Genomic DNA, 23,191 nt, shown 5'->3' on the forward strand with positions numbered 1-23,191 from the left:
CCTTGCGGCGCTTTATTCCTTTTGCTTCTAAGCTATCCACGCTTACAGCTAATCGACCCGTGCTCTCGTTCCTGCTCAAGCTGCGCACGCACGCGCAACGACTCTTTCGGCTGTCCGACTCGCACACGATGCTCATCTGGGCGGTGGTCGTCGGCGTGGCGGGCGCGTTTGCGACGACCGTCTTTCGCGAAGGCATCGCGCTCTCGCAGCGGCTGCTGGGCAATCACTCCGAGGGACTCGTCGCGCTGGCGACCCTGCTGCCGTGGCCCGCGCGCATCGCGCTGCCGGCCGCCGGCGGACTCGTCGCGGGCTTTTGCCTGATCGCGGCGCGGCGGCATGAGAAGAAGCACGCGAACGCCGATTACATGGAAGCCGTCACCATCGGCGACGGCGCGGTGCCGGTCTCGCAAACGGTCTGGCGAAGCCTGTCGTCGCTCTTCACCATCACGAGCGGCGGCTCCATCGGCCGTGAAGGGTCGATGGTGCAGCTTGCCGCGCTCGTCTCGTCGCTCATCGGCCGATGGGTCCACTTCGACCCGCCGCGCCTGCGACTGCTCGTCGCGTGCGGGGCGGCGGCGGGCATCACGTCCGCGTATAACGCGCCGATCGCCGGCGCGTTCTTCGTCACGGAGATCGTGCTTGGCTCGATGGCGATGGAGAGCTTCGGGCCCATCGTCGTGTCGTCGGTCGTCGCCAACATCACGATGCGCGAGTTCGCGGGCTACCGGCCGCCTTACGAGATGCCGGTGTTCCCGACCATCGCGGGCGTCGAAGTGCTGCTTTTCGTGGTGCTCGGCCTGCTGTGCGGCGCGCTGGCGCCGCATTTTCTGCGGCTGCTCGCGGCGTCGAAACGGCGCTTCGCGCTACTGCCGTTGCCCTTGCCGGTGCGGCTCGCGCTCGGTGGACTGATCGTCGGCATCATCTCCGTATGGTGGCCGGAAGTCTGGGGCAATGGCTATGAAGTCGTCAACTCGCTGCTGCATCAACCGTGGACCTGGACGGCGCTGCTCACGGTGCTCGTCTTCAAGACCATCGCGACGGCAGCGACCGCGGGCTCCGGCGCGGTCGGCGGTATCTTCACGCCGACGCTCTTCGTGGGCGCGGTGCTCGGCTGTCTCTTCGGGATGGGCGTGCACGGCGTCTGGCCGCATTCGACGTCCGCGCCGTTCGCCTACGCGATGGTCGGCATGGGCGCCTTTCTCGCCGCCGCCACGCACGCGCCGCTGATGGCGATCCTCATGATCTTCGAGATGACGCTCTCGTATCAGGTCGTGCTGCCGCTGATGCTCTCGTGCGTCGTCGCGTATTTCATCGCGCGCACGTCCGAGCAGACGTCGATGTACGAAGTCACGCTGCGCCGCACGCGCGAGGAAAAGGAGCGGCTGCGCCTCGCCGCGACGCAGATGCGCGAGCTCGTCAAGCCCGCCGATACGGTCGTGCCGCTGACGGCGAACGTGAAGGACATGACGCGCGTGTTCCTCGAGTATCCGGTGAAGTACCTCTACGTGATCGATGAAGCCGGGCGCTTTCGCGGCGTCGTCGCGCTGAAGGACATCACGTCCGATCTGCTCGACGCTCACGACACGGCGACGAAGACCGCCGCCGATTATCTTCAGCCGCAATTCGACGTGCTCACGCCCGACATGTCGCTCGGCGAGGCGCTACAGCACTTTCTCGCGTTCCAGGGCGAACGGCTGCCGGTGATCGAGCGCAAATCCGCGCCGCTCCTGCTGGGCGTCGTGTACAAGACCTCGCTTCTGGACGCATACTTCCGTCTGAACCCGACCACGCGCTGAAACTGCGCGGCCATGCAATTTCGTGGCTCGCAGCGTCGGGAGGATGCGCGTCCGGGGCGCGAATGGCGAGTTCACGCATCACTCGAAGTTCGGTCGCGCGACGCCCGTTCGTCGCGCCCGTTCGCGATCCGAAGCGACGCTTCAGACGCGCGAAAGCCAGGCCGAAGAACCATCGGCATAGGCTTTGCTTGATGCTGCTTGATGCTCTGGCTGCTTACGTGAGGAGGGGTTGCCCGATGAAGACCTCAACGTTGTTGTCGATGGCGCTGGTTTCGGTGTCGTGCTACGCCGCGCCGCTGCATACGAGTTCGACGGATTCGACGGTCGCGTCGGCGACGCGCGCCGCGCTGCGTGTGAATGCCGGGCCGGTGTCGCCGCCTGCGCCGGATATCAGCGCGCAGAATCTCGACCACGCCCGCTGGCGTCATGTGCCGCTGCCGAAATCGCGCACGCCCAGCCGCGGCATGGCGAGTCAGCCGATTCAGGTGCTGACCTGAACGCTCATCAATTTCATGACAACGGATTCGACGATGACCGACAAGCCCGCAGAAAACCACTTTCTGAACGACGAGCCGATCGACGACGAGATCGCGCAGACGCTGCGCATGGTGCAGTTTCCCGCGAACAAGGACGCGTTAGTCGAAGCGGCGCGGCAGGCGGGCGCGAGCAACGATGTGATCAACGTATTCGATGGCCTGCCGGAACAGGATTACGCGGATGCGGATTCGGTCGAGCAGTTGCTGGGGAGTAATGGCGGGCCGGGGATCGCGGGGTGACGGGCGTCGCCCCGTAAGCCAGTCAACGAAGCATCGGTCCGCTGGCGACCTTGCAGATGGATGCGCCACGCTTCTGCTTTCACGCGCGGGCGCGCAACGCTATCCACATAAACCGTGCATCACCCTGTTGATAACCTGCCGAGAACTGCATTAAGTCGTTGACGGCGAAGCGAAACCAAGCCGCGCGTCGAAAAGAGTCACGCTTGCACGCACAATCGACTTGAGCCATCGCCGCATGCGCATCGAACGTGGCGCGCAAGACGCGCGCGCCACAGATCCCGAAGCAATCAACTCCCCCGATACTGCCCCGCACTTGCCGCCCCCGGCACCGCCGGCTTCTTCGGCGCCTTGTCGGCGGCACCCGCGGCCGCCGCGCCCGACGACATATACGCCGGCGCAGCCTTCGCCTTCGCCTTCTGCCCCGCCGGCGGCGCGGTCGGCGGCTTCTGGATGTCGGCGAGCATCTGCCCGCACGGCAGCGGCTTGTTGTTGCTCGGCGCGATGAGCGGAATCAGCGCCGCGAACGGGTTGATCAGTCCGAGCCCCACCGCCGCGCCTCCGCGCACCGCGAGCGCGCCCACATTCACGCCGACCTTCGGCTCCTTGAACGTGCCCTTCACGTACAACGGCGAGCGCAGCGAGAAAACGCGGAATCCCTTCGTGTGCGGATGGATGCCCAGATCCATGTCCTCGGTCTTCAGGTTGATGGTGCCGTCCACGTTGATCACCGCATCGTCCGTATCGAGCGCGAAGACGCGCGAATCCAGCACGCCGTTCGTCACCACGAAGTCCGCGGCCGCGCAATTGATGTTCACGTCCCGGTTGCCGAAGAGCTTCTCGTAGACCACGTTCGCCACGTTCAGGCCCGCCGCCTCCATGTAGAGCCGGCTCACCGTGCCCTCGGTGATCAGCGCCTTCACCTCGCCGTTCGAACTCGCGGCGAGCGCCGCAGGCGAATTGCCAGTCGCGGACAGCGCGGCATCGCCGTTCACTTCGCCGAGCGCGGATTGCATCGTCTTGTTGGTCGGGAACAGCTGCTTCAGTTTCAGATGCCGCGCCTCCGCCGACACCTTGCCCTTCAGCGGCGCATCGCTGCCATCGAGATGAATATTGGATGCAAACGTGCCGCCTGCGACGCCGAACTTGAGCGGCTCGAGCGAGAGCACGCCGTCCTTCATTACGACATGCGTGTAGAGGTCGGTGATCGGCAGCTTCGGGTCCTTGATGATGCGCTGGCCGGTGAACTTGACGTCGGCGTCGATGGCCTTCCAGCGGTCCGTTTTGAATTCCTCGGTCGGCAGCGCCTTGGCCGACGGCTGCTTCTTCGCGTCGCCGCGCTTCTCTTTGCTTGCGTTGGAGTCGGCGCCTATGATCGGCGCGAGATCGGAGAACTGCAGCAGGTGCGATACGAGTTCACCCTGCAAGAGCGGCCGGGGCTTTCTGGCCGCATAGACGAGCGAACCGTTGATATCGCTGCCGCCCACGCGCCCGGTGAAGTTCTCGTAGTGGAAGACGTTGCCTTCTTCCCTGAACTGTCCGGTCAGGCGTCCTTCCGTAGCGAAAGGCGGCGTCTCCGGCAGCGTAACGCCGGTGAACGTATATAAATGCGCCATGCTGACCGCCTGCACCCAGAGCCGCAGATCGACCGCCGCGAGATGCGCGGGATCGGTCACGGTGCCGACGAATGCAATATGCGTATCGCCGAGCCGCACATCGGCCTGAACGGGGAACGGGCGTTGCGCGTCTTGCACCGCCAGGACGCCGCCGAGCTTGCCTTCGCCCGAGACCTTGCCGTTGTTGTACGTGCCCTTCGCGGTCCACCCGAACGCATACGGCGGAATCGGCGGCTTCGGCGCGTCCTTGGTCGTGATGCTCTTGTTCGCGGATGTGCTCGCCGGATTCGGCGCCGAGGCATGCGCCGCTGCCGCCGCCGATGCAGCCGACGCTTCCGATGCCGCCGCCGCATCCGCCTGCTTGCTGAGCTTGGCCGCCCCACCCTTGCCGACCATCTCCGCCGACGATTTCGTCGATGCGGCTTCCTGCTGCTTCATCACTTCGCCGATGGGCACGGCCTGGCCGAGCGTATCGACAACGATGTCCATCTGCGTCTTGGTCACCTCGTCATGGACGCCGATCGTGCCTTTGGCGAGCGAAATGTCGCCGAGCGTCAGGTTCCATGTCGAAGGCTCGCTCGACTGCTTGAACTTGAACGTCCAGTTGTTGCGATTGTCCTTCAGCCGTTCGATGTCGATGGACGGATTCACGAGGTTGATGTTCGGAATCACGATGTCATGCGCAAGAAGCGGCAGCACGGCGACCTGAAAGTCGATTTCATCGAGCGTGGCGAAGTGCTGCTGGCGCGCCCAGTTCGGGTTCGCGATGGTGATTTTCTCGGCGGAGAAGCGCGGCCACGGAACCCACCGCTTCCAGCCCGTTTCGTGCGGCGGACGGCGCCAGCCCACCTTGAGGTCGCCCGTGATCTGAAACTGACGGCCGATCGCCTGCGAGACCTTGTCGTCGATCCAGGGCCGCAGCCGGTTCCAGTCGAAGGTCAGGAACACGATCACCAGCACGGCGATCAGGACCGCGAGAATGGCGAAGAACCATGCTGCGATCTTTCCGATTTTTCCGGCGGTTCGGGCTTGCGCCATGACCTCTCCATCCGTTTTTTCTGATTCACTTCGCGCCAGCATGACATGTGCCCGGCTCATGTCCGCGAGCCCGCGTAAGATGACGGCCACAAGAAACTCCCCACGATTTCCGCAGATGGCTAACGACAGACCGCTCGTGGCGGCCAAGGGCGTCGCGCGCCGCGATGCGCTGCGCGGCACGGTACTGCTGCATCCCGCCGATTTCACGCTGCGCGCGGGCGAACGCGTCGCCATCACCGGGCCCTCGGGGTCGGGAAAGAGCGTGTTCCTGCGCACGCTCGCGCTGCTCGATCCGTGCGAAGCGGGCGTCGTCACGTGGCGCGGCGAGCGCATAGAACGCGCGGGCATTCCGGCGTATCGGCGGCGCGTGGCCTATATCGCGCAGCGGCCCGCCATGCTCGACGGCACCGTCGAGGACAACCTGCGCTATCCGTACACGCTGAAGACCTATCGTGATGCGCGTTTCGATCGCGACGCCGGCGCGCGGCTCGCGCACGCAGCCGGTCGCAGCGCGGATTTCCTCGACAAGCTCGCAAGCGAGTTGTCGGGCGGCGAAGCGCAGATCGCGGCGTTCGTGCGGGTGCTTCAACTCGCCCCCGACGTGCTGCTGCTCGATGAACCGACCGCCTCGCTCGATCCCGCGTCCGTGCGCGCGATCGAAGCGCTCGTCGGCGCATGGTTCGACGGGGGCGACCATTCGGACGGCGCGCAAGCGCGCGCGTGCATCTGGGTATCGCATGATCCGGAGCAGGCGCGCCGCGTCGCCACGCGCCATCTCGCGATGTCGGCGGGCACGCTTACCGAAACCGCGGAGGCCGCGTGAACGGTTTCCAAGATCTGAGCCTGGTCGATATCGGGCTCGCGGCGGCGCTCATCGTCGTGAACGGGGCGCTTTCTGTCGCGCTCGACCTCGGGCTGGAGCGGCGGCTTTTGATCGCGGCGGTGCGCACCGTCGTGCAGCTGCTCTTTATCGGCTACGTGCTGGGCTGGGTGTTCGCGTTCAGCCGCTGGTATGTCGTGCTGCCGCTCATGGTTTTGATGACCGTGATTGCGGGGCTCGCGGCGTCCGGTCGCGGGCGGCGCACGTATGCCGGTCAGCACGTGGACAGCATCGTGTCGATCTGGGGCAGTTCGTGGCTCATCGGCGCGTTCGGGCTTTTCGTGGTGATCCGCATTCATCCGTGGTACGAGCCGCAATACACGATTCCGATTCTCGGCATGGTGCTCGGCAATACGCTGACGGGCGTGTCGCTCGGCATCGAACGCATGACGGAAGAGCTGACCGCTGGACGCGGGGCGGTCGAGATGTCGCTCGCGCTCGGCGCGACGCGCTGGGAAGCGGCCAAAGGGCCCGCGCGCCAGGCAGTGCGCGCGGGCATGATTCCGACGCTCAACCAGATGGCCGTGGTCGGTCTCGTGAGCCTGCCCGGCATGATGACCGGGCAAGTGCTGGCGGGGCAGTCGCCGTTGCAGGCGGTGCGCTATCAGATCGTCATCATGTTCCTGATCGCGGCGGCGTCGGGGCTGGGCGTCGTCGGCGCGGTCGTGATGACGTACCGGCGGCTCTTCTCGCCGGACCACCGCTTCAATGCGTCGAAGCTCGTCGAGCGCAAGGCGAAGAAGCGCCGCGCGTGATCACTGGCCCCGGTAAGCGCGCTCCAGCGCCGCGATGTCCAGCTTGATCATGTTCATCATCGCCTGCATGGTGCGGTTGGCTTTGGCGGGGTCGGGGTCCTGAAGCATCGAGCGCAGCCGCGACGGCGCAATCTGCCACGTCACGCCGAAGCGGTCCGTCACCCAGCCGCACGCGAGCGCCTGCCCGCCGTCGAGCAGCTTGTCCCAGTACCGGTCGATCTCCTCCTGGCTCTCGCAGTTCACGAACAGCGAAATGGCGGGCGTGAACTTGAACTGCGAGCCGCCGTTGATCGCCATGAACTCTTCGCCGTCGAGCTCGAACAGCACGGCAAGGACGCTGCCCGCGGGGCCGGGGCTGGCTTCGGTATGGCGCATGGTTTCGACGATGCGCGCGTTGTCGAACACGGTGAGGTAGAAGTCGACGGCCTCCTGCGCATTGTCGGCCTCGAACCACAGACAGGGCGAAATCTTCTGCATGAGCTTTCTCCTTGGGATTCGGATAGCGCGTGACGTCATTCGCGGGGCGCGCACTTGCCCTGCTGCATCTCGGCGGGACTCACATCGCGCTTGTGCGTGGCGACCGACCACTGATGCCCGAACGGGTCTTCCAGACGCCCGTAGCGGTCGCCCCAGAACATGTCGGCCACGGGCATCGTGACGCGCGCGCCGGCGGCTTCGGCCTGCTTCACCGTGGCGTCGACATCTTCCACGTACAGATGGATGGTGACGGGCGAGCCCTTCAGCGACTTCGCGCCGAGCATGCCGAAGTCCGGGTGCTCGTCGACGAGCATCAGCATGGAATCGCCGATCTTGACCATCGCGTGCATGAGCTTGCCGTCGTCGCCGGGAAGGCGTCCGATCTCGACGGCGCCGAACGCGCGCTTGTAGAACTCGATGGCCTCGGCTGCGCCCGCACAGACGAGGTGCGGCGTGAGCGAGTGCATGCCTTCGGGAATGGCTTTGACGGGACTGTGCGACATGGTGGCTCCGTGATTGAACGTGGTGGACGAGCGGGCGCACCCGCTCTCTGTCCTACGACGTGCAAGCATGCCGTCAATCGACATCGTTCCGCGCAGCCGGCGCAAATTTTTGCAGACCCGCACGCACCGAAGGCGCTGCTTCGGAAGCTACTGCGAAAGCTGTTCCGCGAGCGAGCGAATCAGCGCTTCGAGCCGCGAGAAGTTGACGGGCTTCGTCAGATGATCGCGAAAACCTGCCTCGCGGCAGCGGCGGATGTCCTCGTCCATGCCGTATCCCGTGATGGCGACCGAAGGCTTGTCCGGCTGAAGTGCGCGCCATGCGCGCGCGATATCGAGACCGCTGCCATCCGGCAAGCCGATATCGCTCACCAGCAAGTCGAACGGCGCGCCCTTTGCGCGCTCGAGCGCCGCCGCGACGGTCGTGGCGACCGCGACATCGTGGCCGAGCATCTCCAGCACTTCCGCCATGGCCGACGACGTCTGCTCGTTGTCTTCGACGAGCAGCACGCGCAACGCGCGGCCGTTCTCGTGGCGCGCGGCTTCCGGCAGCGGCGCGGCTTCGTGCGTGGGCTGCACGCGCGCGAGCGGCAGCGTCAGCGTGAAACGCGCGCCCATGTCGCGGCCGTCGCTATGCGCCGAGAGCGTGCCGCCGTGCTTCTGCGCGAGCGTGCTCGCGATGGCAAGACCGAGGCCCAATCCGCCGAAAGAGCGCGTGATGGAATCGTCGGCCTGTTCGAACGCCGAGAAGATGCGCGGCAACGCCTCGGCGCTGATGCCGATGCCGCTGTCCGTCACCGACACCGCAATGGTCCGGTCGTCCGGGTTCCACGTGCGCACTTCGATACGCCCGCCTGCCGGCGTGAACTTGACCGCGTTCTTCATCAAGTTCCAGATGATCTGCTGAAGCCGCGCGGCATCGCCGAGCACGACGAAACGCTCCGCCTCGAACCGCGTTTCGAGCGTGAGCTGCTTCGCGCGCAGATCGGCCTCCGACATATCGACCGCGCTCGTGAGCAGCGTATCGAGCGCGACGTTCGCGAAGTTCAGACTCAGCTTGCCGCGCGCGATGCTCGTGAGATCGAGCAGATCGTCGATCAGCCGCGCTTCCAGTTCCACGTTGCGGCGGATGAGATCGAGCGTCGGGTGCGCGTCGGGCGGCAGCGGATGCTTGATTTCGAGCAGCCGCACGGCCGCCAGAATGGGCGTGAGCGGCGTGCGCAGTTCATGCGAGAGCACCGCCAGAAAATGGTCCTTCGCGCGGTTCGCGGATTCCGCCTGATCCTTCGCGAGCCGCAGCGCGTCGGCGGCCATGTGCGCGTCGGTCGCGTCGCGCACGATCTTCGAGAAACCGATCAGCTCGTCATGCTCGGTGCGAATCGCGGTCGTCACGCCGGATGCGAAGAACGAGTGCCCGTCCTTGCGCCACAGCCAGCGATCGTCGCTCGCACTGCCTTCTCGCCGCGCCGTGTCCAGTTCGTTGTCGTACACGCCGGCTTCGCGGTCTTCCTGGCTATAGAAGATGCTCGCGCTCTGCCCGAGCACGTCCTGCGCCGGAAAGCCCAGAATCCGCTCGGACGCCGCGTTCCACGTGCGGATGCGGCCTTCGGGATCGAGCGTGATGACCGCGTAATCCTTCAGCGCGTCGATCAGCAGGCGAAAATGCGTTTCGGTCTCGCGCAGCGCCCGCTCCACCGCGATGCGTTGCTCGCGTTCCGCGCTTTCGCGCATCGCGCGGCGCACCACCGCAGGCAGGCGTTGCAGACGCTGTTTGAGCACGTAATCGGTCGCGCCGCGCTTGAGCATGTCGACGGCGTGTTCTTCGCCGAGCAGACCCGACACGAAGATGAACGGCGTGTCCGGCGTGCGCTCGCTCGCAATGGACAGCGCCTCGATGCCGGAGAACGTCGGCATCACGAAGTCGGCGAGAATCACGTCGAAGCGCTGGCTGTCGAGCGCGGCGATGAAGCTCGCGGAGTCGTAGACGATGGTCGCGTCCACGATGTAGTCGGCGCGTTCGAGCTGGGCGATCGTCAGTTCCGCATCGAGTGCGTTGTCTTCGACGAGAAGCAGATGCAGGGGCTGCATGGTCTAGGCGGCCTCGCTCGAAAGCGGGCGCGCGGGCGCTGAGAAAGTCACGACGGCGAACATGGGCACAACCGTCACTGCCCCGCCGACGGACGACGAAACCGCGTGGAGCCCGGCGGCGGCTCGTTCAGCACGGCCCAGAAAACGCCGAGATCGCTGATGGCCTCGACGAATTCCGCGAATTCCACCGGCTTCACCACATAGGCGTTCACGCCGAGTTCGTAGCTGCGCACGAGATCCTGCTCCTCGCGCGAAGACGTCAGCATGACGACCGGAATGCTCTTGAGCCCGGCGTTCGACCGCACCATGTCGAGCACTTCGAGGCCGTCGATTTTCGGCAGCTTCAGATCGAGCAGAATGACAGCCGGATTGCCCGGCGCGCGTTCCTTCCACTGGCCCTCGCACGTGAGATAGTCGATGGCTTCCTGACCGTCGCGCGCAACAATCACTTCGTTGGCGAGCTGGCTCTTGTCCAGCGCGACGAGGGTAAGCTCGAGGTCGTTCGGATTGTCTTCGACGAGCAGTATCGGTTTAAGCATGGTCTGGTCTTGATTTTGTCACTGACGTTGCAGATGCGGCCTTCGGCTTGCCGGCCTCGCGGCCCGTCACGCTGTGAAACTCGACCGGCAGCGAGAAATAGAATACCGCGCCCTCGCCCAGCCGCCCTTCGGCCCACGTGCGCCCTTCATGCCGCTCGACGATACGCCGCACGTTCGCGAGGCCGATTCCCGTGCCTTCGAACTCCTCCGCGCGATGCAGCCGCTGGAACACGCCGAAGAGCTTGCCTTCGTACTTCATGTCGAACCCGACGCCGTTATCACGCACACCGATGATGTGCTCGTCGCCGCTGCGAGTCGCGAATATCTCGATTTTCGCCGATTCCCGCGTCCGCGTATATTTCACCGCGTTAGAGATCAGATTTCGCACGGCGAGTTGCAGGAAAGCGGCGTCGCCGGTGACGCGCGGCAGCTCGCCGATCACCCATTCGATGTGCCGTCCGACAGTTTCCGAGTCGAACTCGCGCACGACGAATCGCACCAGTTGCCCGAGGTCGACCGGCGCGGGGCGCAGCGCGGCGCGGCCCATCTGCGAGAACGTCAGAAGATCGTCGACGAGCGTGCCCGCGAAGCGCGCCGATTCCAGCATGTTGTTGAGAAAACGGCGGCTCTTGTCGGACATGCGCTCGGCTTCCAGCTCGCGCAGCAGGTCTCCGTAACCGGCGATATGGCGCAGCGGCGCGCGCAGGTCGTGCGACACGGAATAGGAAAAGGCTTCGAGTTCCTTATTGGCGCGGGCGAGTTCCGTCGCCATTTCGGCGCGCTCTTCCGCGCGGCGCAGCACGATGTTGAGCAGCGCGCCGCGCAATTCGCTCGCGACTTCGAGTTCGGCCTGGCGCCACGACACCGAATGGCCGCGCACCGTTTCGAGCCAGGGGCTGAAGCTCGTGCGCGGCGCGCTCGCGCCGTCCTCGCCGCGAATCTTTACCGGCTCGCCGGCCCACTTGATGGTCTGCATGACCTCCGGCCGGAACCACAGCAGATAGTTCCGGAAGATCTGCGACACGGGCACGGCGAGCACGCCGCACGCCGTGTCCTGATGCGCCTGCCCCGGCGGCCACTGGCGCGCGAGCGAATCCGTCGACCAGACGCCGGACGTGTTCTCCGCGAGCCAGAGCGTGAGCGCGCGCACCGTCTCTTCGTCGGGCGTTTTGCCCATCAGCGTGATCTGGTCGTTCATCACGATGGCCGCGCCTTCGGAACGCGTAAAGCCGAGCAGATCGCGCGGCACGTCTTGCAGACCGGCGACGAAGCTCTCGTGCTCGCTCATCGCGGCGATGAGGCGGGCCATCGTGCGGCGCAATTCAGCGAGATATTCGCCCTGTTCGCGCTCCTCCTTCGCCTCGATTTGCAGCGACAGCATGTGCCCGAGATGCTCGACCGCCACGCGCGTGCTGAACGGCACGCGGCGCGCGTCGTGATCGTGACAGGAGATAAGCCCCCACAACTGCCCGCGCACGACGATCGACACCGACATCGACGCATGCGTGCCCATGTTGCGCATGTACTCCAGATGCACCGGCGAGAAGCTGCGCAGCGCGGCGAAACTGAGATCGGTCGGGCGGCCGGTGACCGGGTTGACGGCCGGGACGAGGCGCGCGGGCACGTAGTTCACGTCCGACACGAGGCGGATGCGGTTGCGCAGGTACAGGGCGCGCGCCTGAGTCGGAATGTCCGATGCCGGAAAGAACTGATGCAGGAAAGACGCATAGCGCGGGTCGCGGTCTTCGGCGAGCACGTGGCTGCGGCCTTCCGCGTCGAAGCTGTAGAGCATCACGCGGCCGAAACCGCAGATGGCGCGGACTTCGCGCACGGCCAGTTCCGCGAGCTCCTCGACCGTGGTGGCATCCTGCAGATCGCGGGCGAACGTGCGCACGAGCGGATACATCGACGAGAACGCCGCTTCGTCCGGCTCGGCGGTCGCTTCCATTTCGACGATCAGCACGCCGTCGTGCCGGTGAACCGTGACATCGAGCCGCGCGGGCTTGTCGGTGGCGCCGACATAGAGCGGCGAGTCCTCCAGCTGCATCGTCGATGCGGCGCGCAAAACGCGCCGCGCGGCGTCCTCGCCGACGAGCGCATCGAGCGGCTTGCCGAGCAGCGCCTCGACGCTTTCGCCCGTCAGCGCCGCGAGGTTCTCACTTGCCTGCGCGATGCGCGGGCCGGTTTGATCGCCGGCGCCTTCGGCCAGCACCACGAGATAACCGTGAGGCTGGATGCCGCCGGGAATGTGAATCGGCTCGGCGTCGCAGTCCTTGCTCGCCACGCCCGAATCGAGCGTGAGGCGGCGCGCTTCCGCGTCCGGTGGACCCGCAACGTGGCTTGCGCTCAAAGGATTCGCTGGGTTATTGCTCATGCGGCGGCTCCCGAAATCGCTCGCGCGTCGGACGATTCGAGGCACAGCCACGCCTGCAGACTCTCGAACGTGCCGATGGCGGCGCTCACCGCGGCGTCGTATCCCGTCTCCGGCACGACCGAGACGGCGGTTTCGCGGAACGCGTTCCACATGCTGCCCGTACGCGCGCCGTAGCCGTCGAAGTAGGCGTTGCCGACGCCCGGCGCGAGGCCCAGTTGCTCGGCCACGTGCGGCGCGATAAAGCGCCCGCCGAGCGTCGAGCCTTCCATCACGTAGAGCGAGCCGAATGCGCTGCCGAGATCGGCGATCGGCGGCAAGCTCCGCGCGTTCGCGATCACGATGGACTCGGCCACTGCGACATCGCCACTGAGCGCGACGAGATCGGCGGCGAGCAGCGACGTCTTGCGGCGTTCATCGAAGAACGCGTGCAGCGACGCAGGCAGGCATGCGCCGACCGCGTCTTCCCACGGGGCCACGTAGCCGTATAGACGTTCGAGCAGCGCGATGTAATCGTCGCGCTGCAAGCCGTCCCGCATGAGATCGAGCGCATGCTCCAGACGGGAATGACACGCAGCGGTTTCTTGCTTCAGGCGGGACAGAAGGTCGTGTCGCATGTTCGGTTGTAAGGCTTGTTGCGCCGGATATGCGGCAAAAGGCAAGCTGGCTGGAACGTCTTACCGGCCGGAGGACCGTTGCGCGTGGCGTCCGGTAAAAACAGGCTGTGTTACCCGTTTTTTTTGAGACAGACGATCATTCTACGCAGGCGCCCCTTCGATGTCATGGACATCGGCGCTTGGGGCGGCACATCGGCCCGGTCTGCGCGTCATGGTTCGCTGCTTCTTCGGTCCGTATCGACGAGACCGCGTTCGATGTCCTCATGCGCCTGCTTGCCTACATTGCGCGGCGTTTCCTCATCTTGCGACTGCACGCTCTGATCCGACTCGTGAGGCAGCGGGGGCTTCGCGCGGTCGTCGCTGGTTGCGTTGGCCTCGTCGTCCCGAGGCGCTTCGGGCGTGCTTCTGGGTTCGTCCTTTTCGGGTTCGTCCTTCGCCTGCTTCATGATGCGCTCCGCTTGCGCTACGTTTGCGCTCCGATGTCGTGAATCACCCGCGCGAGCCGTCGATGCCCAGACGTTTTTTCATCTGCGCCGTGAGCCGCTGGCGCGCCTTGGCATAGCCTTCCCATGGATCGGCCGTGAGCGCGTCCATCCGCTCGCGCGCATTGCCGATGTTCCACTGGTCGCCGCGCGTGGTGTCGTCGAGTTCGTCCCAACTGATCGGCATCGACGCGCCCATGCCCGGCCGCGCCCGCAGCGAGAATGCGCAGACCGTGCTCGAGCCGCGATTGTTGCGCAGGTAATCGACGAAGATCTTATCCTGCCGATTCTGCATGCCCATTTTCGCCGAAAAGAATTTCGGCAGCGTCTTGGCCATGAACTGCGCGACGGCCTGCGAGAAGCCCTTCATCTCGTCCCATCCTGCCTGCTTGGCGAGCGGCACGACCACATGCAGCCCCTTGCCGCCGCTCGTCTTGCAGAACGACGTGAGCCCGAGTTCTTCCAGCAGGCTGCGGGTCAGCTTGGCCGCTTCCACCATGCGATCCCAGCCGACGCCCTCGCCCGGATCGAGATCGAACACCATGCGATCCGGCTTTTCGATATTCGACGCCACCGAGTTCCACGTATGCAGTTCGATGGTGCCCATCTGCGCGGTGCCGACGAGCGCCTGCGCCGATTCGACTGTCAGAAGCGGCGGATGCCCGGGATCGACGTCCGGATGCTGCGTGATGTGCGGAATCGCGAGCCGCGCGCTGTGCTTCTGAAAGAACAGTTCGCCGCCGATATCGTCGGGCGCGCGCACGAGCGACACCGGCCGGTCCTGCAAGTGCGGCAGCATCCATTCGGCAATCGACGCGTAGTATTCGACGACATCGATCTTTCTCAGGCCCGTCGACTTGTCGATCACGCGGTCCGGATGGCTGATCTTCACGCCTTCGATTTCGGTCGCGTTCGCGCGGGACTTCGAGGCCGTTGTGGCCGTTGTTTTGGCCGCTGTTTTTTTTGCGGTCTTCGCCGCCGTCTTTCGCGCTTTGGGCGTCACTGTCTTCTCTTCCTCGGCATCGACCTTTTCGGCCGATGTCGGCTCTTCCTTCACGATCTGCCGCGCCGGTTTATCGTCGCGCAGACTGACGAACGATGCTTGTCGCACGATGCGCTCCTTGGTCCATTCCGCGAAATTGCACTCGGCCACGAGTTCGGGCTTCACCCAATGCACCGGCGTGCGGCTGCGTTCCTGCGGCTCTTTCTCGAACGGCATGCGATCGGTCGCGCGCTTGTCGAGCTCCTTCTTGACCGCAACGAGCATCGCGTGATCGAAGCCGGTGCCCACGCGCCCCGCGTATTGCAGCTTGCCCTTCGCGTCGTACACGCCGAGCAGGAGCGCGCCGAACTTTCCGCGGCTGCCGGACGGCTCCGAGTAACCCGCGACGACGAACTCCTGTCGGCGCCGGCACTTGAGCTTGATCCACGAGTTGCTGCGCCCGGACACATACGTCGAGTCGATCCGCTTGCCGATGATCCCTTCGAGCGCCATGTCGCATGCGCTCTTGAGCAGGTCGTCGGCGCTGAAGGCGAAGTCTTCGGAATAGCGCAAGGCCGGGTCGTCGACCGGTTCGACGATCGCTTTCAAGAGCGCGCGGCGCTGCACGAGCGGCACATTGCGCAGGTCGTAGCCGTTCAGAAACGCGAGGTCGAAGAAGTACACGACGATGCCCTGCGGACGCCCGACATCGAACGCGTTTTGCAGCGCCTGAAAGTCCGGCAAGCCGCGGTCGTCGAGCACGACCGCTTCGCCGTCGAGCCAGCCGCTCTCGATATCGAGCTTCTCCAGCGCCTTCACCTGCTTCGGGAACTTGGCCGTCCAGTCGTTGCCGTTGCGCGTGAAGATGCGGATATCGCTCTTGCCCTTCGTTCGCTCGATGCGCGCGAGCACGCGATAACCGTCGAACTTGATCTCGTAGGACCAGTCGTCGCTGGGCGGCGCGGCATCGACGAGCGTGGCGAGTTGCGGCTTCAGAAGCGCGGGGAGCTTGGCTTTCTCGGCGCCTTCGATAGCCGGATCGTGCGACAGCGCCCGCAGCGATTCGCTATTGCGCGTCGCGACGATATCCGGATGCGCATGCCCGCTCGATGCGTCGCTCGGCGGGCGCGGCACCGTTCTGCGCGCCGCCGGCTTCGCCTTGCGCTCGTTGCGCTCGCGCAGTTCGCCGTTTTCGAGCCGCGCGCCGAGCGAGTCGGAAAGCACGCTGCCGGGTTTCTTCAGGAGTACGTCGTATTCGGATTCGGGCCGCGCTTCCTCGTCGCGTTCCTTGATGAGGAACCACTGTTCCTTGTCGCCGCTGCCGCGCATGTGACTGCGCACGAGCGTCCAGCCGCCGTGCAGCTTTTCGCCGTCGAGCGTGAACTTGAGCTTGCCCTTTTCGTACTCGCGGGCGGCGTCTTCGGCGGTGCCGGTCTGCGGCGCCCACGTCCCGCGATCCCATACGATGACGCTGCCCGCGCCGTAATTGCCCTCGGGAATGTCGCCTTCGAACGAGCCGTAGTCGATCGGGTGATCTTCGACATGCACCGCCAGGCGCTTCACCGACGGATCGAGGCTCGGCCCTTTGGGCACCGCCCACGACTTCAGCGTGCCGTCGAGTTCCAGCCGGAAGTCGTAGTGCAGCCGCCGCGCGTCGTGTTCCTGAATCACGAAAGAAAGCGCCTGCGCGGGCGCCTTCTTGCGGCGCGCCGTTTTGCGCGCGACGGCCTTTTCGCCCGAAGGCTCGGGCGTTTCATTGAAACGCCGCATCCGCTGATAGGTTTCGAGCTTGCCCGTCATCGTCGTGGAGTCCTTCTTCGTGTCGTCCGATGGGCGCCTGATCGCCCCCTGCGCCCCCTACGCCCTCTACGCTCCCTACGCCCTCTTGCGACGCGCCGTCTTGCGCGCCGGGCGCGCGGGTTCCTCGGCGGCTTCCTTGCCTGCGTCGTCGCCGCCGTCGTCGGCATTGCGGGAACTGCCGCCGCGCTTCGGCGCGCCGCCTTTCTTCAGGCTGCGCTTGAGCAGTTCGGACAGGTCGAGGATGTCCGCGCTCGCCTTCTCCTCGCCGCCTTCCTCGAACTTCATCACTTCGGCGACCTTGCCTTCCTTCACCTTCTTCTCGACGAGCGCCATGATGTCGTCGCGGAAGGTGTCGTGATACTTGGTCGGGTCCCACGAGTCGCTCATGTCGTCGATCAGACGCTTGGCCATGTCCAGTTCCTTCGTCGTGACGCCGGCCTTCTTGGTGTCATCGTCCGGAAACGTGAACTGGCTGAAGTCGCGCACTTCGTCGCCCCAGCGCAGCGTATTGAGCGCGAGCGCGGGGCCGACCGGGATCAGCGCGGCGAGATGCTGCTTGTTATGCAGCACGACGCTCGCGATGCCGACCTTGCCGGTATCCTTCAACGCGTCGCGCAGGAGCGCATAGACCTTTTCGCCCTTGCGGTCGGGCGTGAGGTAGTACGGCGTGTCGAGCGAGAGGAACGAGATCTCGGGGGCATCGACGAACGAGAGGATATCGACCGTCTGCGTCGATTCGGGATTGGCCGCGCGGATTTCGGCATCGGTCATCACGACGTACTTGCCCTTCTCGTACTCGAAGCCTCGCACGATGTTGTCGCGCGTGACGTCCTTGCCTGTGTTCTTGTTGATCTGCTTGTAGCCGATGGGGTCCATCGACCGTTTGTCGAGCAGATTGAAGCCGACCTTCTCCGACTGCGTGGCCGGATAGAGTTGCACAGGCACGTGGACCAGCCCGAAGCTGATCGCGCCTTTCCAGATCATGTGCGGCATCGCGATTACCTCGCTGTCGGAACGGTCGATGCGTTGGCGGTTGGCATGTCGGCGGCGCGTTTCGGGCGCGACGCCATGCGCATCGGTTCTGGTAGCAGGAAGGATGCCAACGTCGTCGACCGCCTGTTGCTGGCGTAGGCCGGCGATAAAGACCGTTAGTTGCGAGACGAACTACCGCGTTAAGACGCGGCGCGAGCGACTTACTTCCGGCTCGCCGTGATGGTCAGTTGAGTGCCGTCATCGAGCGTGACGGTCTTCTTCGATCCGGTCGACGTCGGCATGCTGAAACGCACGATCTGGCTGACGCGTGAATCGACGGGACACTGCAATGCCTTGCCTCCGACCGTGACCTTGCTCGTGCCCTTCGGCGCATAGCCCCGAAAGCTCAGTTGCACGTTGGCCGAACCGTTGTCCGCGACGACGGGCGCAAAGCGGATCTGCACCTGGCGCACCGCTGCGCCGTCGGCGCCGCGCGGGATCGACGAAAGCTGCGGGCAAGCGTCCGGCACCGCCTGCGCGCCCTTGGGGGCGGCCGCCTGCCAGGTGAAGTCGTCGCTCTGGCCGGAGCGGATCGTGCGCGTCTCCTGTTCGTTGCCGAAGGTCTTCGACGTCATCTTGACCGTGTATTTGATCGGCCCGTCGTTCGGCGCTTCGGACAAGACGCGAATGCCGGGCGTGGCGTGCGCGGCCGCGAGCACGCCGCCAGCGACCACGGCGGCGAAGGCGCCGCGCACTGCGTTTGAGAGTCGATTCATCCGGCATCTCCTGAATAAGCGCGAGAGCAATCCGGCGCGGCGAGCGCCGGATCGGCTTAAGGCGGAGTCAGTCTAGCGCCGAGGATGCGCGGGCTTCGTCGGGGAAAACCCGAGCCCGCGCACGCCGGAAAGAATGCGCCGAAGCGTTTCAGAAACCCGTCATCACCAGCTTGCCGATCGCGCGCCCTTCTTCCAGAAGGCGATGCGCTTCTCTCAGGTTCGCGGCGTCGATCTTTCCGAGGTTCTTGCCGAGCGTCGTGCGGATGATGCCTGCGTCGATCAGCCGCGCCACTTCGGACAACAGCTTGTGCTGCTCGATCATGTCGGGCGTCTGGAACATCGCTCGCGTGAACATGAACTCCCAGTGAAACGCCGCGCTTTTCGCCTTCAGCAGTTCGACGGGAAGCGGCGCTGCATTCTCGACGATCGTGCAGATGCTGCCCTGCGGCTTCACGACTTCGGCCGCGGCCGGAAAATGCTTGTCGGTGTCGTTGAAGATGAGCACATAGTCGACCTGAGGGGTGCCGGCGTCCTTCAGTTGCGCCGGAATGTTCTCGAAGTGATTGACGATGCGATCCGCGCCCAGCTCCGTCGCCCATTTCGCCGACTCGGGCCGCGACGCTGTCGCGATCACATGGAGCTTCGCGACTTGCTTGGCGAGCTGAATACCGATCGAGCCGACGCCGCCCGCGCCGCCGATGATGAGCACGGTCTTGCCCGCGTCCTTGCCTTCGGCGGACACCTTCAGCCGGTCGAACAACGCTTCCCATGCCGTGAGCGTGGTGAGCGGGAGCGCGGCCGCGTGCGTGAAGTCGAGCGACTTGGGCTTCGCGCCGACGATGCGCTCGTCGATCAGATGGAATTCGCTGTTCGCGCCTTGCCGCGTGATGTCGCCGGCGTAATAGACGGCATCGCCCACTTTGAAGAGCGAGACGTCCGGACCGACGGCTTCCACGACGCCGGCTGCGTCCCAGCCGAGCACGCGCGGGCTGTCCTCGATCTTGTCCTTCGGCGCGCGCACTTTGGTGTCGACAGGATTCACCGCGATGGCCTCGATTCTCACGAGCAGATCGCGACCGGTCGGCGTGGGCTTATCGAGCTCGATGTCGACGAGCGATTCGGGGTTCGAAATCGGCAAGTAGCGGGTCAAACCGATGGCTTTCATGATGTGTCCTTGGTGAGGTGACTTTGGATTCTTAATGCAAACGGTGACTGCATCGTAGCGCGCGTCGCGCTTTCGCAAAACCGCGATAATGCAGGAAACATTTTTCGGGGAATCCATCGAATGGCGAGCGACGCATGGGTTGAAGGACACGCGCGGGACCGGCTCGATCTGCTCGACGTGAGCCTTTTCGTGCGCGCGGCGGCGCTGGCGAACCTGTCGTCGGCGGCGCGCGAGTTTGGCTTGTCGCCGGCCGTGGCGAGCGCGCGGATCGCGGGTCTGGAGCGCATGCTGGGCGCGCGGCTGCTGCACCGGACGACGCGGCGCGTGAGCGTCACGCAGGAAGGCGAGATCTTCGCGGCGCATGCGCGCCAGTTGCTGGAAGCGGCAGAAGCGGCGCGCGCATCGGTCGGCCGGGCGCTCGCGGAGCCCCATGGGCGGCTGCGCGTGACGATGCCCTCTTCGCTCGGCCGTCAGCACATCTCGCCGCTGATTCCGGCATTTCTCGCGCAGTATCCAAGCGTGACGATGGACTTGCGCATGACGGATCAGATCGTCGATCTCGTGGATGAAGGCATCGACCTTGCAATACGCATCGGCGCGTTGAAGGACTCGACGCTCGTCGCGCGCAAGCTCGCGAGCAACCGGCGCGTGCTGTGTGCGTCGCCTGCTTATCTGGAGAAACACGGCACGCCGCGCCATCCCGCCGATCTTGCGCAGCACGAATGCGTGATTCTCGCCGATCAGCGCGACTGGAGTTTCGTCACGCCGACCGGCGTGATCGATGTACGCGTGTCCGGCCGGCTCGTCACGGACAACGGCGAAGTGATCCGCGATGCGCTCGCGGCGGGCATCGGCATCGGGCTGAAGTCGACGTGGAGCGTGGCGCCGTTGCTCGCGAGCGGAGAACTCGTCACCGTGCTCGATGACTATCCGATCGCGCAGACTGTCGCGATCTGGGCGGTGTATCCGAGTCGCGCGTTCGTTCCGCCGAAGACGCTGGCGTTCATCGAGTTTCTTGCGGGCAGGTTCGGGGAGCCGCCTTATTGGGACGTCGATCCGGCGGCGGTGATGCGTTAGCAGGTTTTGCGTTTCGCATGCGCATGCATGATGCCGCATGCAAAATGCCAAGCATGCCCGCGCGGGGTCGAGGTCGCGCCCCTCGCGTACATCGCGCGGGGCGGTTCGGCCACCGGCCGTACCGAGACCGTCGAATAGGCTGCGGTCGTGCGGTAGGGAGTTCTGTGTTTTGCATGCAACGGGCCCTGTGCCGCATGCAAGATGCCAACGCTGCTCGCCAGCGTTGAGGTAGCCCCCGCTCGGACATCTCGCAAAGCGGTTCGGCGAGCCGCTGTATTGGCGAGTCGAACCGGCTGCGGTCATGCGGTAGGGAGGTTCGCGTACTGCATGCCGCATGCATGATGCTGCATGCAAAATGCCAAGCATGCCCGCCCGGCGTCGAAACAACGCTCGCCCCGTACAATACCCGGTTCCCGCGCCATCGCTCGACAAAAATCCGCTCCGATGAACCTCGTCATTCAAAGCCCCGCCCCGATCGCCGATTCGCACTTGCGGCCGCTTGCCGCCCTCGCCCGCTCGCGCACGGCTTCACGTATCGACGACACGCTCTTGCGCCTCGTCGATGCCGATCCGCTTCAGCGTCCCGACGTCGATGCGTATTGCGGGTCGCACGCGCTCGACTATGCGTACATCGAGCCGCAAGCGCAGCTTTCCGATTTCGGTCTCGTCGCCATGGACATGGACTCGACGCTGATCACCATCGAATGCATCGACGAGATCGCGGACTTTTGCGGGCTGAAGGCCGAAGTCGCTGCCATCACGGAAGCGTCGATGCGCGGTGAGATCAAGGACTTCAACGAAAGCCTGACGCGCCGCGTCGCTCTGCTGAAGGGGCTCGACGCCACGGCGCTCGAACGCGTCTATGAAGAACGCCTGCGACTGTCGCCGGGCGCGGAACGCATGCTCGAAGGCGCGCGCGCGGCGGGACTGAAGACGCTGCTCGTGTCCGGCGGCTTCACGTTCTTCACCGAGCGCCTGAAAACGCGTCTCGGGCTCGACTACACGCGCGCGAACACGCTGGAAATCGTCGATGGCAAGCTGACCGGCAAGGTCATCGGTGAAATCGTGAATGCCGACGTGAAGGCGCGCACGCTGCGCGAGACGTGCGAGAAGATCGGCATCGATCCCGAGCGGGCGATTGCAATGGGCGACGGCTCCAACGATCTGAAGATGATGGCCGAAGCCGGCCTGTCCGTGGCGTTTCGTGCGAAGCCCGTCGTGCGCGAGTCGGCGAGCGTCGCGTTCAACTTCGTCGGACTGGACGGACTGCTTCGCCTGTTCTGATTACGCGAACGCCTTGCCGAGCGCGGATTCGATGTCCGCGCGCAAGTCCGCTTCGTCTTCCAGACCCACGTACAGCCGCACCAGCACGCCTTCGTGCGGCCATTGCGACGCAGTGCGCATCGAGCGCACGTTGTAGGGCATCGCGAGGCTATGCGCGCCGCCCCAGCTCCAGCCGATCGAAAAAAGATTGAGCGCCTCGACGAACGCATCGACCTCTTCGGCGCTGTATCGGGCATCGAATACGATCGAGAACAGACCGCCCGCGCCGCCCGAAAAGTCGCGCGCGAAAAACTCGTGGCCGGGGCAATCATTGAGCGCGGGATGCAGCACCGCGGCCACTTCGGGGCGCGTCTTGAGCCAACGCGCGAGCGCGAGCGCCGAGCGGTCGTGCGCTTCGTAACGAAGTTTCATCGAAGGCAGGCTGCGCAAGACGAGCGATGCATCGTCCGCCGACACACCGACGCCCAGCCGCATGCGCGCGCGCTTGAGCTTCTTGTGCAATTCGACATCGCGCGTGATGGTTGCGCCCATCAGAATGTCGCTGCCGCCCGACTGGTACTTCGTCAGCGCCTGCACCGAAATATCGACGCCGTGATCGAACGGCTTGAACGCGAGTCCCGCCGAGAACGTGTTGTCGATCGCGGTCACGATGCCGCGCGCCCGCGCGACCGCCGTAATCGCCGGCACGTCCTGCACTTCCATCGTGACCGAACCGGGCGCTTCGAGCCAGATGAGCTTCGTGTTGGGACGGATCGAATCGGCGATGCCGGCGCCGATCATCGGATCGTAGTAGCTGACTTCGAGGCCGAAGTCGCTCGCGAGCCAGTCCGCATGCTCGCGATTCGGCGAGTACGCGTTGTCCGGCACGAGCACGTGATCGCGCGCTTTGACGAGGCCGAAGTACACGTTCGAGATCGCCGCGAGGCCGGACGGCTGCAAAAGCGCGTGCTCGCCGCCCTCGATCGCGGCCAGGCGCTGCGCGAGCGCGATCGTCGTCGGGGTGCCGTGCAGGCCGTAGCGCCACTTGGAGTCGTCGCTCCAGACGAGCGCGCGCATGGTCGCGAGGTCCGGAAAAACGACCGTCGATGCCCGCGCCACCGGCACGGAGAACGACTCGAAGCCGGGCGTGATGCGGTCGTCCGGCTGGACGATGCGCGTTTGCAGGTCTCGGTCCTTGCTGCTGGAATCGGTCATGGGCTTGCT

General features: G+C 65.1%; 20 protein-coding genes. 7 read left to right on the plus strand and 13 right to left on the minus strand.

Features of this window, described 5'->3' with window-relative positions:
* The first annotated feature begins 59 nt into the window (after positions 1–59).
* The 3 genes from LDZ26_RS06870 (at position 60) to LDZ26_RS06880 (ending at position 2,572) form a co-directional block, all read left to right on the plus strand.
* Positions 60–1,796 (plus strand): ClcB-like voltage-gated chloride channel protein, encoded by a 1,737-nt coding sequence (locus tag LDZ26_RS06870; protein WP_244846396.1) that lies wholly within the window; start codon positions 60–62, stop codon positions 1,794–1,796.
* Positions 1,797–2,032: 236 nt separating this feature from the next.
* Entirely contained in the window at positions 2,033–2,293 is a 261-nt protein-coding gene (locus LDZ26_RS06875; RefSeq protein ID WP_244846399.1) for a hypothetical protein, read from the plus strand.
* A 33-nt stretch (positions 2,294–2,326) separates the two neighbouring features.
* Positions 2,327–2,572, plus strand: coding sequence for a DUF2795 domain-containing protein (locus LDZ26_RS06880; protein ID WP_175940396.1), 246 nt, complete (start codon positions 2,327–2,329; stop codon positions 2,570–2,572).
* Positions 2,573–2,859: 287 nt separating this feature from the next.
* Here LDZ26_RS06880 and LDZ26_RS06885 read toward each other — a convergent pair whose 3' ends face one another.
* Positions 2,860–5,223, minus strand: coding sequence for an AsmA family protein (locus LDZ26_RS06885; protein WP_244846401.1), 2,364 nt, complete (start codon positions 5,221–5,223; stop codon positions 2,860–2,862).
* 115 nt (positions 5,224–5,338) lie between these two features.
* On the opposite strand from LDZ26_RS06885, the gene LDZ26_RS06890 reads away from it, so the two are divergent.
* Entirely contained in the window at positions 5,339–6,046 is a 708-nt protein-coding gene (locus LDZ26_RS06890) for an ATP-binding cassette domain-containing protein (protein WP_244846403.1), read from the plus strand.
* A complete protein-coding gene (gene fetB / locus LDZ26_RS06895) occupies positions 6,043–6,858 on the plus strand; it encodes an iron export ABC transporter permease subunit FetB (protein WP_244846404.1) in 816 nt (271 codons plus the stop codon). Before LDZ26_RS06890 ends, fetB begins: the two co-directional genes overlap by 4 nt.
* On the opposite strand, the gene LDZ26_RS06900 is transcribed toward fetB, so the two are convergent.
* The 11 genes from LDZ26_RS06900 to LDZ26_RS06950 all read right to left on the minus strand — a co-directional run bounded on the left by LDZ26_RS06900 (position 6,859) and on the right by LDZ26_RS06950 (position 19,627).
* On the minus strand, positions 6,859–7,335 hold the full coding sequence (locus LDZ26_RS06900; RefSeq protein WP_244846406.1) for a VOC family protein: 477 nt from the start codon (positions 7,333–7,335) through the stop codon (positions 6,859–6,861).
* A gap of 35 nt (positions 7,336–7,370) precedes the next feature.
* Entirely contained in the window at positions 7,371–7,838 is a 468-nt protein-coding gene (locus LDZ26_RS06905; RefSeq protein ID WP_244846407.1) for a VOC family protein, read from the minus strand.
* 147 nt (positions 7,839–7,985) lie between these two features.
* A complete protein-coding gene (locus LDZ26_RS06910; protein WP_244846408.1) occupies positions 7,986–9,923 on the minus strand; it encodes a response regulator in 1,938 nt (645 codons plus the stop codon).
* Between the two features lie 74 nt (positions 9,924–9,997).
* On the minus strand, positions 9,998–10,462 hold the full coding sequence (locus tag LDZ26_RS06915; protein WP_175940403.1) for a response regulator: 465 nt from the start codon (positions 10,460–10,462) through the stop codon (positions 9,998–10,000).
* Complete coding sequence (locus tag LDZ26_RS06920; protein ID WP_244846409.1) at positions 10,455–12,836, minus strand: ATP-binding protein; 2,382 nt, start codon at positions 12,834–12,836, stop codon at positions 10,455–10,457. Before LDZ26_RS06920 ends, LDZ26_RS06915 begins: the two co-directional genes overlap by 8 nt.
* The gene (locus LDZ26_RS06925; RefSeq protein ID WP_244846411.1) at positions 12,833–13,450 is read right to left on the minus strand and encodes a biliverdin-producing heme oxygenase; all 618 of its coding nucleotides are present in this window, start codon (positions 13,448–13,450) and stop codon (positions 12,833–12,835) included. Before LDZ26_RS06925 ends, LDZ26_RS06920 begins: the two co-directional genes overlap by 4 nt.
* Before the next feature lie 209 nt (positions 13,451–13,659).
* Positions 13,660–13,896 (minus strand): hypothetical protein, encoded by a 237-nt coding sequence (locus tag LDZ26_RS06930; RefSeq protein WP_244846413.1) that lies wholly within the window; start codon positions 13,894–13,896, stop codon positions 13,660–13,662.
* Between the two features lie 43 nt (positions 13,897–13,939).
* On the minus strand, positions 13,940–16,714 hold the full coding sequence (ligD, locus tag LDZ26_RS06935; protein ID WP_244846415.1) for a DNA ligase D: 2,775 nt from the start codon (positions 16,712–16,714) through the stop codon (positions 13,940–13,942).
* A gap of 75 nt (positions 16,715–16,789) precedes the next feature.
* A complete protein-coding gene (locus LDZ26_RS06940) occupies positions 16,790–17,707 on the minus strand; it encodes a Ku protein (protein ID WP_244846418.1) in 918 nt (305 codons plus the stop codon).
* A 200-nt stretch (positions 17,708–17,907) separates the two neighbouring features.
* Positions 17,908–18,462 carry a DUF6013 family protein gene (locus tag LDZ26_RS06945; protein WP_244846421.1) on the minus strand — a complete coding sequence of 185 codons (555 nt, stop codon included), beginning with the start codon at positions 18,460–18,462 and terminating at the stop codon, positions 17,908–17,910.
* Positions 18,463–18,610: 148 nt separating this feature from the next.
* Entirely contained in the window at positions 18,611–19,627 is a 1,017-nt protein-coding gene (locus LDZ26_RS06950; protein ID WP_244846423.1) for a zinc-binding alcohol dehydrogenase family protein, read from the minus strand.
* A 120-nt stretch (positions 19,628–19,747) separates the two neighbouring features.
* On the opposite strand from LDZ26_RS06950, the gene LDZ26_RS06955 reads away from it, so the two are divergent.
* The gene (locus LDZ26_RS06955) at positions 19,748–20,704 is read left to right on the plus strand and encodes a LysR family transcriptional regulator (RefSeq protein WP_244846425.1); all 957 of its coding nucleotides are present in this window, start codon (positions 19,748–19,750) and stop codon (positions 20,702–20,704) included.
* Positions 20,705–21,148: 444 nt separating this feature from the next.
* The gene (serB, locus tag LDZ26_RS06960) at positions 21,149–21,988 is read left to right on the plus strand and encodes a phosphoserine phosphatase SerB (RefSeq protein WP_244846428.1); all 840 of its coding nucleotides are present in this window, start codon (positions 21,149–21,151) and stop codon (positions 21,986–21,988) included.
* Here serB and LDZ26_RS06965 read toward each other — a convergent pair whose 3' ends face one another.
* Positions 21,989–23,182 (minus strand): cystathionine beta-lyase, encoded by a 1,194-nt coding sequence (locus tag LDZ26_RS06965; protein WP_244846430.1) that lies wholly within the window; start codon positions 23,180–23,182, stop codon positions 21,989–21,991.
* Between the last annotated feature and the right edge of the window lie 9 nt (positions 23,183–23,191).

This window comes from Caballeronia sp. SL2Y3 (assembly GCF_022879575.1).
Lineage (GTDB): Bacteria > Pseudomonadota > Gammaproteobacteria > Burkholderiales > Burkholderiaceae > Caballeronia.